This window comes from Leptospira barantonii, from assembly GCF_002811925.1.
GTDB classification, from domain to species: Bacteria; Spirochaetota; Leptospiria; order Leptospirales; family Leptospiraceae; genus Leptospira; species Leptospira barantonii.
In genome coordinates, this window is record NZ_NPDS01000009.1 from 22549 (window position 1) to 32500 (window position 9952).

The window sequence follows — 9952 nt, forward strand, 5'->3', positions numbered from 1 at the left end:
TGAACAAAAAGGAAATTCGCAGTCATGATGAAAGAAATTAATTTCGCACTTCAAAGTTCGACGGGAGCCAGGCAGTTCTCCAAGTCGGAATTTACGATTCGTAACATGCCCGATCGTCTTCATCCTCTTTCCGATTTGGAAAGTGTGAATTCCGGGGCGAGAAACATCGCAAAGGTCGGAGTCAACACGGACGATCAAGCCGTACGACGCGGTTATCTGATCGACTTAAACGCCTGATCGCGGAAGTCGCTTAACAAAAGCCTCAACAAAATTCGCAAAGCCGTGTTCGCTTTCGCGCAAAAAATACCGATTCCTCGGTTATCCAATCAAATTGATGGATAAACCGAGGTTCTTCTCTTGAACTATCAACGTCTTGAAAAAATAGGAACTATTTCCAGTTACATCGCTATTGTCCAATTCGGACTTTTGTTGATGTATATCTATGTCCCGGCTCTGAAAACCGATTGGGTCGAACAACACATAGCTCCCGTATTCGCAAGCGTTCTCATTTTTTCGGGTGGTCTGTTTTTATCCACGACCTTAGGGATCAATTTGATCCGTTCCGGAGAATTAGAAATATCGCATATTTTCGTTTCTACTCCGGTTCCAAAACCCATCGCGAGACTTATCGGATGCGGTTTTCTTCTGATGGGTGCAATGGGAATTCTAATGGGTTTGTTAACATTCCCCGTTTATCTAACGTTTTTGTTTCAATGAGATAGGCGATCAATGGATTCGTTGATCCGCCTCGTTTTCGAAACTTCTAAACGGTTTCGATTCCCGCGAGAAGTTTGCGTTTTAAGCCCGTGAATTCCTTGAGAACCGCGCCCAAAAATAGATTCTTCTTTCTGGTTTCGTCTAACGTGTCTTTGTGACGGAGAATGTAGATTTCGGTTTTGCGAACGAGATAATTCAAGTCTTCCCAGGTTTGGATCTCGTTTCTAAAACGGGAAAGAACGGATTCGTAAGATTCTTCCCGGATATCCGGATTCGAAAACGTCTCGAGAATGGTTTGGATTTTTTGTAAAAGATTGGACCGAAACGTTTCCGCGTCCTTTTTCGAAATTTCAAAACGTTCTTCGTTTTTCCAAGCGCCGAATTCTTTCCAATAATAACCGTGATCCGGAAACTCGGAAAGAATTTGATCCGCTCTTTCTAAGGAAACGTTCTCGCAGTTTTCGATTTTGGCTCCGCGAGAATTTACGTTGTAAACGGGGAAGTCCAGGGTCTTAAACGATTCTTCAAACCAATGTCTGTATAAATCCAAAACGTAATCGGTGAGGACTTCTCCGCCTCCTGCCGAAGGAACAAAACGAGTGTCCCGTTTGCGGATAATCATCTCGTTGATCTTTTCAAGGCCTTGCGTTCTGCGCACCAGGGTAAGCCATTTTTCGTTGTGATGTGTTCCCGTGGAATGGATTTCCCTTCCCGAATACGCAAGATCTTGACCGACTAAAAAGATGGGTTTGCAACCGAGATTGCGAAGCAGGTCGAACGCGGTAGTCGCCACACTTCCGCCGGATTGAATGTCGCCGATCGGACCTAAAAGTTTTTCCGCTGTTATAGAACCCGCGGTGACTTCGCGTTTTAATTCTCCGCTTGCTTCTACAACGTATTTCGCGGTCAAAGAATGAACCACCTTCGTGAACTTTTGCGATCTCAAAATCGAAGGTGAACTCACCAAGTCCGCGAACAAGGGCACGTTAGACGATTCAGCTCCCATAAAGTGAAAGAAGGAATGAGTTTGTGCGTCGAGGGTGATAACCCCGTCCGGAACGATTCCGAATTTCAAAAGCGCCTTCAAAGAAGTGTCGCAGGAGAATAAAAAAACCTTATCTCTTACCTTGCGAATCCATTCGCATTGACTTCGAAGAGAAGGCCCGGCCGACACGAGCATCGCCGGAACGTTTGAAAATTTTTCCTTTAAGGATTCAATGCGGGTTCTCGGATTTTTGGAATCCGGAAAGTTCGCGGTGTTTACGAACGTGTTGCGAACCCAAATTCTTTCAAACTCGAACTTGGTCAAAAGATCGCTCATCTTTGAGGAAAGAATTTTCCGAATCTTGATTTCCAATTCTCCGTAATACGCCTCGTTCAGAGAAGTGCTCGCCGCGTTTCTAAAGATTCGAATTCCGGAAACACGTTCCACGGGAAGAGATTCCAAATAATTCCAAAGAAGATTGAGAGCGGAATGACCCAAAAACAAATGTCTTCCGGGAACATCCATAACTGGTTCTAAAACTCCGTCCCAAAGAGGGAAAAGAAGTTCGGGATGTTCGTCCACTAACAAAAGAATTTGTCCAGGTTCCAAATTTTTATGAACTTCAAAGATGAGATGTGGATTTCCAAGACCGATGACTGCTACCAAATCCGTCGCTGAAATTTTTTGTGCCTGAAGAATTCTCTGCGCTTGTGTGCGAGGAGCTACCGCACTGGAAAGTGCGCGACCGTTGAGTTCCAAAAACCATTCTTCCGGATTTTTTGCGGGCTTCAGTTCGAAGTTAAGATTCGGGTCGGCTTGTCTTTGGAAATAGAGGGATAAGTACGGCTTTTTCCCGAATATTTCTCTTGTCTTTTCAGAGAGATTGTGAGACATAATAACCCAGGTGCATTCTAATCCCTGCCCAAATCTGGTCAATTGGAAACATCTTTCCGGAACAATCGGAAACGAAAAACACAAAAACTATGTATTTAAAAAGTCTGAATATTGTTGGATTCAAAACGTTCGCGGACGAGACGGAAATTCTTCTCGATCCCGGATTTACCGCCGTTGTAGGACCGAATGGTAGCGGTAAGTCGAATATCGTAGACGCAGTAAAATGGGTCTTCGGTGAAAAGTCCGCGAAGGGTCTTCGCGGCGACAAGATGGACGACGTGATCTTTCACGGGTCCGAAGCTCGCAAGCCCGCGGGTTACGCGGAAGTTTCCGTGATCTTTGATAATTCTTCCAGACTCATCAAGATGGATTATCCGTCGGTAAAGATGACTCGTCGTCTTTACTTGGACGGCAACAACGAATATTGCATCAACGATTCTCGAGTTCAAAGAAAGGACGTCGAAAAACTTTTGATGGATACGGGGATCGGTAAGTCTTCTTATTCGATCATGGAGCAAGGAAAGGTGGATCGGATTCTTCATTCCAAACCGGAAGAAAGAAGACTGATCTTCGAAGAAGCCGCCGGGATTTCCAGATTCAAATTGGAACGTCAAGAAGCGTTGAAACGTCTCGACGATACGAAACAAAATCTTCTCCGCATCCAAGACATCATGAATTCCATGAAAAAAGAAATGGAAGTCAAAGAGAAACAAGCAGAGAAGGCCGAAGCCTATTTCAAACTCAAGGCGGAGCTGGACGAAACCGACAAAATCATACGTTATCTGAAATTCTCGACGCTCACCAAAAAACTCAAAGCCTCCGAAGAGGAATTGCAAGGGATCAAGGATAAGAATCAAACCTTACTCGACACGATCAGCGAAGAGACCGGAAGAATCGAAGTATTAGAAAAAGATAAATCGGAAATCGAAAAACGCGTTTCCGATATCGACAAGAAATTATACGATCATCTTTCCCAGACGAAAATCCAAAAGGAAAAGATCGAAAAGAACAAACAGATCATTCTCGAATACGAGGAAAGAATCTCCGAGATGACCGAAACCTTAAACGAGGAAGAATCCTCTTTGAGTCTTCTTGTCATCGACTTGGAAAGAATTCAGAAAGAATGTTTCGAACTCGAAGGAGAGATCGAACTCCTTCAGGAAGAAATTCAGAAGCTGAAGGATTCCAAACTCGTTCTTGAAAAACAAATCGAAGACGAGAATATGAGCGTTCTCGAAAAAGAATCCAAGATCGCCTCCAACGACAAGGCTCACAACGAACTTCGCGAGAAACTCAAAGAAGTCATTTTCGAACTCATCAGCCAACTGGAATCCAAAAAGAAAGAAGCGATCGATACCGAAAATCGCAGAAAGGAACTGAAAGAGTTTCTTCTTTCCAAGATGTCGGAATATTCACGCGAGATCGCGGACCTACGCTCCAACCTGGAACTTTCCGAAACGTCAAAGATCGCGAGCGTTCTGGAAACGTTGGATCTCGGGGACGTTCAATCCAAACTCGAGGAGTTTGTTCATCTCGAGGATATGATTCGCAATATTCTTTTTGATCGGGACGGATTCTTATCCAGAAAAGAAACCTTGGATCAACAGATCGAAGATTTGATTTTGGAAAATGAAAATCTTACGAGAAGTATCAAGGATTCCGGTTTGAGAATCGAATCCCTTCGCGAAAGTCTGGAAGCCAACAAAGAACAAACCGTCTTCTTGGAAAAAAAAGTTTTGGAACTCGGTTCCGAAAGAAATTCCAGAATCGAAGCGGGAAAGGCGATCGGACTTCGCAAAGAAGAAATCGAAAAAAGAATTCAGAACGCGAAGGATTCCATCCAAAACGTAATCTTCAAAAAACAGGAATTCGAACGCGAAGTTTCCGAACTCGAACAACAGATCGAATCGAGTTACAACGAATTCTTGGATATGAGCCGCGCGCTCGAATCCGAAAAAGAATCCTTGAGAAACATTCTAAAAGAGATTCAAAATCTAAAACACGATATCCAAAAGAATCAGGACGATTTTAAGAATCTGATCCCGGTTTTGACCGAAAAAGAAAGAACCGTTTCCGGTTTGAAGGTTCAGATCGATTCTTTCACGGAAGAACTCTACAACGACTATTCGATTTCCGAACAGGAACTGAGTGCCGAGTTTCAAAATCGCAACTTGGAAAGAACCAAAGAAGAAGTAAAACTGAAACGGCTCAAGTCCGACATTCAGATGCTCGGTTCGATCAATCCTCTTTCCATCGAAGAATACAGAAGCGTTAAGGAAATCTACGAACACCATCGTGTTCAAAAGGAAGACATCGAAAAATCCAAGGCGGACGTGGAAGACGTTCTCAGCAGGATCAACGAAGAATCCGAAAAACTATTCCGTGAAACCTTTGAAAAGATCCGCGAGAATTTTCAGGAAACGTTCTCCACATTGTTCAACGGCGGTCGTGCGATGCTCGAGTTGACCGAAGGCGAAGACAGCTTAAACGCCGGTATCGAAATCATGGCGGAACCTCCGGGCAAACACGTTCAGAACTTACGTCTTTTATCGGGTGGTGAAAAATCCATGACTGCGATCGCGCTTTTGTTTGCGATCTACATGGTTAAACCTTCTCCGTTCTGCTTTTTGGACGAGATCGACGCGGCTTTGGACGAAGCGAATAAACTTCGTTTCTGTCAGATCCTGGATAAGTTTAAGGACAAGTCTCAGTTCATCGTGATCACACACGCGCAGTCCACGATCAATCGCGCGAATTCTCTTTTCGGTGTTACGAACGAAGAACCGGGGATTTCCAGAATTCTTTCCTTGAAGTTGGACGAAGCGACCCAGGTCGCCGAAAAAGTTACGGAAGCGGCGGTTTAAAAACCGTCCCTTTCGTTTCGTGTTTCAATAAATTCTTTCTTAGATCGAAATCGTTTTCGGAAGCATTGGTTGTTCTGGCCATTGTCGTTGGTTCAGGTTGAGGCTTGTCGCCTCCTTTTTGGTTTATTCTTGATAATGATGTAGTATATCTTCCGCGGTTAAGAATCGAATCGGGTTTGGTATGAATTCGAGCGTCTTTGTAATCCGGTTTTGGACAAGATCTAAGTTCCAGATATAACTGTAAGAATCTTGAAAGGTGGGACATCCTACATTCATTGTTTCATCGATAGAATTTCCGACGCCGGATTCATCGAGCCAAATCATATAGTTCACCAAAAAACAACGTGAAACTCCGTGTGCGGCGGCAATAACACCTAAAATCGCCCAAACTCCGGTGTCGATTCTCATGTTCAAACGAACCAGTTTTCCAACGTCCCTTTGATACAAAGTTTTCCGCGCGTTGGCATTGATTCTTTTCTTAGAAATCAAAAATTTTTGATATCTTCGCAAAAGAGGAAGAATTCTTTTCGGAAGAAGTTTCCGTTTTTCCGGTGTTAAATTCTGCAAATAACTTTCCGGAAAGAGAATCGTTTCAACATTCGAACGCTCAGAGCCGCTTGGAACCAGAATCGATTGAATTTTTTGATCGATGTCGAGATAGATAGCCGCCATATCCGATACGGTTTCGAGAACCTTCGACGCGTACGCATTCTCGTTGAAAAATTTAATAAAAAAAGAAAACCGTCAAGCGCACGGATGTAAGGATCTTGACGGCGCGGGGATTCCTGAAGATTTCTACAGAAGAATGTCCTCATCCCCCGACAACAACAAGAATTCAGATCCTCTCATCATCGCCGGAAAAACGTTTCAGTCCAGACTCTTTTTGGGAACCGGAAAATTCTCCTCCGGGCAAATCATGCAAGAAGCGATTTCAGCTTCGGCAACGGAAGTGGTCACGGTTGCTCTTCGAAGAGTAGATCTCGAATCACCCGAGGACGATATCTTAAATCATATCGATCGAAACAAAATTCTTCTTTTGGCAAACACAAGCGGAGCGAGAAACGCGGAAGAAGCGATTCGTCTCGCAAGATTTGCGCGTGAACTCGGCGCGGGCGATTGGTTGAAGTTGGAAGTCACCCCCGATCCGGTTTATCTTCTTCCCGATCCTATAGAAACCTTAAAAGCCGCCGAGGTTCTTGTTAAGGAAGGATTTAAGGTTCTTCCTTATATCAACGCCGATCCGATTCTTTGTAAACATCTGGAAGAAGCCGGATGTGCTACCGTGATGCCACTTGGTTCTCCGATCGGTTCCAATCTCGGAATTCGCACAAAAGCGAATCTTGAAATCATCATCGCTCAATCCAAAATTCCGGTGGTTGTGGACGCGGGGCTCGGTTTGCCATCTCACGCCGCGGAAGCGATGGAACTCGGAGCCGACGCGGTTCTTGTCAATACCGCGATCGCGATCGCGAAGAATCCGGTAGAAATCGCTAAGGCGTTTCAACTCGCGACCATAGCGGGAAGATTGGCGAGACTTCACGGAGGAAGCGGCGGGAAATCGAAATTAGAAGCGTCCGCGTCCAGTCCTCTCACCGGTTTTTTAAACGAAGAGGAAAGAAATGTACTCGGAGATTTTTGATAAAATTTCCTTTCAAGACGGGGCCGAGTTCGTCCGTTCCAAAACGAAAAACGAAGTCGAAAACGCCCTTCATAAATCCGAGTATAGACTTCCTCTTACATTCGAAGATTATGTTTCTCTCATATCTCCTTCCGCGTCCCCGTATCTCGAGCGGATGGCGTTTTTTTCCAAGGAAATCAAAAAGGAAAGATTCGGAAACACGATTCAACTCTACATGCCCTTGTATCTTTCCAACGAATGTAGATCTTCTTGTCTCTACTGCGGGTTCAGTTACGAGAATAAGATTCCGCGTAAAACGTTAAACGAAGAGGAGATTCGACGCGAGGCCTCCGTTCTCAAAGAAAAGGGAATCCGGCATCTTGTCGTATTAACGGGAGAAGATTACAGCAAAACGAATTTGGAATATATCTCCAAGGCCGTATCCATTCTCAAGGAAAGTTTCGACTCGATCGCGATCGAAATTTATCCATTGGACGTCGAACCTTACCGAACCATGATCGAATCCGGAACCTCCGCGCTCGTCGTTTATCAGGAAACGTATGATCCGGAAGTTTACGCCGAAAATCATTATCGTGGAATCAAAAAGAATATGCGTTACAGGCTCGACGCACCCGATCGGGGAGGGTTGGCGGGTTTTAGAACCATCGGACTCGGTGCGCTTCTCGGACTTTCCGATCCTCTCGGAGAATTGTGTAAACTCGGAGAACATGCAAAATATCTAATGAAAGAATACTGGAGAACTTCCTTCCAAGTATCACTTCCGAGGATGCGACCGGCCGCGGGAGACTTTCAAAAGATAATCCCTATAAGCGACAAGGAATTCGTTCAATATCTGTTCGCGTTTCGGATTTCGTTTCCGGATATCGGGCTTGTTCTTTCCACAAGAGAATCGAAAACCATTCGGAACAATCTCGCCACTCTCGGGATTACACAGATGTCCGTTGAATCCAAAACGGAACCGGGAGGTTATACCGATTCGGGAGCGCTCAAACAATTCGAGATCGAGGACAACCGAACGATTCCCGAACTTGTTTCCGTTTTGAAAAACCTGGGACTCGATCCGGTCTTTAAAGACTTTGATCGTACACTTCTTCGTTAGTCGTCTTTACATAAAAAAAGAGCAACGATTCCGTTGCTCTTTCGGGTTCGAAACGACGTAAGCCGTTCGAAGGAAACTTTGTCTAAAACTTATTTTTTGGTCGCGTTGTAAGTGTTAACGATACAATCGTTGAACGGTTTACACTGTGACTTGTGATTTTCAAAACAAGCCGCAACTGCCGCAGTGTGTTTTTTGCAGGAGTTCAAACAACCCGCTTTCACTTTGGTCTTTTCGTCCGCGCTGAGTTTTCTCGGTGCGTTTTGTTCCACACAACCGAAATAAAAACCGCAGATTTCATTACAAGCCGCAGATTGTGCCGACACGGAGCCGGTCAGAATCAGGAAAGAAAGAATCAATAGAAAGAGATGTTTCAACGTCTTCTCCTTTGAAACGATTAGCGACGCAGGGATTCGAACCCCGGACCTGCGGATTATGATTCCGTTGCTCTAACCAGCTGAGCTACGTCGCCGTTTTGTTTGGACCCGATAAAATCGGTTCCAGTGCTATTTTTTTCAAGGGAATTGCCCTGTCAAGGTTTCCTTACGCGTTAGGACTTCCAGATTTCGATCAGAATTTTCCACGCAGAAGAGGAAGAATTTTCCTCCATTTTTTTCGTCGTCAGTTCCTTTCTTTCTTTCCAGAGATCTAAAACGGAATTTGAAATTTCGGTCTGCAAGGATTTCCATTCTTCTTTGGAAGAATCGTTCCAAGACGTAACCGATGAAGAATCCTGAACCGTTTTCAAACGTTCCAAAAGTTCCGGAATTTCGAACTCTTCCAATTCTTCGATTCGATTTTTTAAAGTGGATTCGAGAACGTCTTTGGAAACCTCGTATTCTTTCTGAAGCAGAGAATGATAAAAAGATTCTTCCTCGTTTGCGTGACGAGATACTCTGGAGGCGAATCTATGTTCCGTCAAATCCCTCCAAGATTCGTTTTTGGAAAACTTCGGAAAAGAATGAGGAACGGAATCCGATGTCTTCGTTTCCGGCGAAGAACCGTCCCGATTTTCCCAAGCGTCCAAAAGGGAAGAATTCAAAATCAAAAATAAAAACGAAGCGCTGAGCCAAGGAGAAACGGAAATCTCCAAAGAAGAAACGTTCCCGTTCTTATCTTTTTTGTATGAGGGAGAATTCTCCTCATCCAATCCGGAAAGAATCGATCCGGAACGCGCAAACCAAACGGATAGAATGTCCGCACAACGCGAAAGATCGATTCGTAGTTTACAAAAATTGAATTCGATTTTTTCGGAAATCGTTGAAAGAAGATAAATCGCAAAAAGACTTTGAGTTCCGTTTAATTTCGGAGTGACTAAAAAGAATTCTCCCTCTTTCTCCGAAATTCTTTCCACAAAACTTCCCGGTATCGGGAGATCTAAAATTCTTTCCAAGTCGATTCTGTCCGCGGAAAGAATTTGAAACTCGAGTTGGAAGAGGGGAGTTTCAAAATGTTTTTTCGTTTTATGATGAAACTCGGTTTTTAATTTTTCCTCGATCGAAACGAGTTTGGAAGAAATCGTTTTCGTCTCCGAGGCAAAGGGAAAGTAAATGGATTCTCCCCAAACATAAGCGGGGAAGAATTTGGACGGAACTCCGGACGCACCGAGACTCGGCGAATCTGTAAGAACGGAGATGGAACGGGACGAGGATTCTTCCGAACCGGAAAGTTCGAACTCCTCAAAGATTGAATCCGGAAATTCGATACGATACTTTGCGTTTTGTTCTTCGGCCCATACTTTCACTTGGGCAAAAAAT

At 44.3% G+C, this 9952-nt stretch carries 9 protein-coding genes and 1 tRNA gene (1 of these 10 cut by a window edge); 5 read left to right on the forward strand and 5 right to left on the reverse strand.

Going from position 1 to position 9952, the window contains the following annotated elements; all coding sequences use genetic code 11:
- Positions 1 to 24 precede the first annotated feature (24 nt).
- Positions 25 to 237: a hypothetical protein gene (locus tag CH367_RS17925; RefSeq protein WP_020986002.1), complete on the forward strand. Its 213-nt coding sequence runs from the start codon at positions 25 to 27 to the stop codon at positions 235 to 237.
- A gap of 195 nt (positions 238 to 432) precedes the next feature.
- Entirely contained in the window at positions 433 to 717 is a 285-nt protein-coding gene (locus tag CH367_RS17930) for a hypothetical protein (RefSeq protein WP_125226140.1), read from the forward strand.
- 46 nt (positions 718 to 763) lie between these two features.
- On the opposite strand, the gene CH367_RS17935 is transcribed toward CH367_RS17930, so the two are convergent.
- Entirely contained in the window at positions 764 to 2596 is a 1833-nt protein-coding gene (locus tag CH367_RS17935) for a motility associated factor glycosyltransferase family protein (RefSeq protein WP_100763874.1), read from the reverse strand.
- An 89-nt stretch (positions 2597 to 2685) separates the two neighbouring features.
- Between CH367_RS17935 and CH367_RS17945 the strand changes: the two genes are divergently transcribed.
- On the forward strand, positions 2686 to 5460 hold the full coding sequence (locus tag CH367_RS17945; protein ID WP_100763875.1) for a chromosome segregation SMC family protein: 2775 nt from the start codon (positions 2686 to 2688) through the stop codon (positions 5458 to 5460).
- A 123-nt stretch (positions 5461 to 5583) separates the two neighbouring features.
- On the opposite strand, the gene CH367_RS17950 is transcribed toward CH367_RS17945, so the two are convergent.
- Positions 5584 to 6132 carry a DUF1564 domain-containing protein gene (locus tag CH367_RS17950; RefSeq protein ID WP_100763876.1) on the reverse strand — a complete coding sequence of 183 codons (549 nt, stop codon included), beginning with the start codon at positions 6130 to 6132 and terminating at the stop codon, positions 5584 to 5586.
- Between the two features lie 133 nt (positions 6133 to 6265).
- Between CH367_RS17950 and CH367_RS17955 the strand changes: the two genes are divergently transcribed.
- Positions 6266 to 7099, forward strand: coding sequence for a thiazole synthase (locus CH367_RS17955; protein WP_100764035.1), 834 nt, complete (start codon positions 6266 to 6268; stop codon positions 7097 to 7099).
- On the forward strand, positions 7080 to 8198 hold the full coding sequence (thiH, locus tag CH367_RS17960) for a 2-iminoacetate synthase ThiH (RefSeq protein WP_100763877.1): 1119 nt from the start codon (positions 7080 to 7082) through the stop codon (positions 8196 to 8198). Before CH367_RS17955 ends, thiH begins: the two co-directional genes overlap by 20 nt.
- Positions 8199 to 8287: 89 nt before the next feature.
- Here thiH and CH367_RS17965 read toward each other — a convergent pair whose 3' ends face one another.
- From CH367_RS17965 to CH367_RS17975, 3 genes are all read right to left on the reverse strand, one after another.
- Positions 8288 to 8572, reverse strand: coding sequence for a Cys-rich protein (locus CH367_RS17965; protein WP_010574279.1), 285 nt, complete (start codon positions 8570 to 8572; stop codon positions 8288 to 8290).
- 21 nt (positions 8573 to 8593) lie between these two features.
- Positions 8594 to 8667 (reverse strand) — tRNA-Met (locus CH367_RS17970).
- A gap of 78 nt (positions 8668 to 8745) precedes the next feature.
- A protein-coding gene (locus CH367_RS17975; RefSeq protein ID WP_100763878.1) for a hypothetical protein crosses the window boundary here: on the reverse strand, positions 8746 to 9952 show its 3' portion. It continues 110 nt past the right edge of the window; the window shows 1207 of its 1317 coding nt (coding positions 111-1317); the start codon falls outside the window, past its right edge; its stop codon occupies positions 8746 to 8748.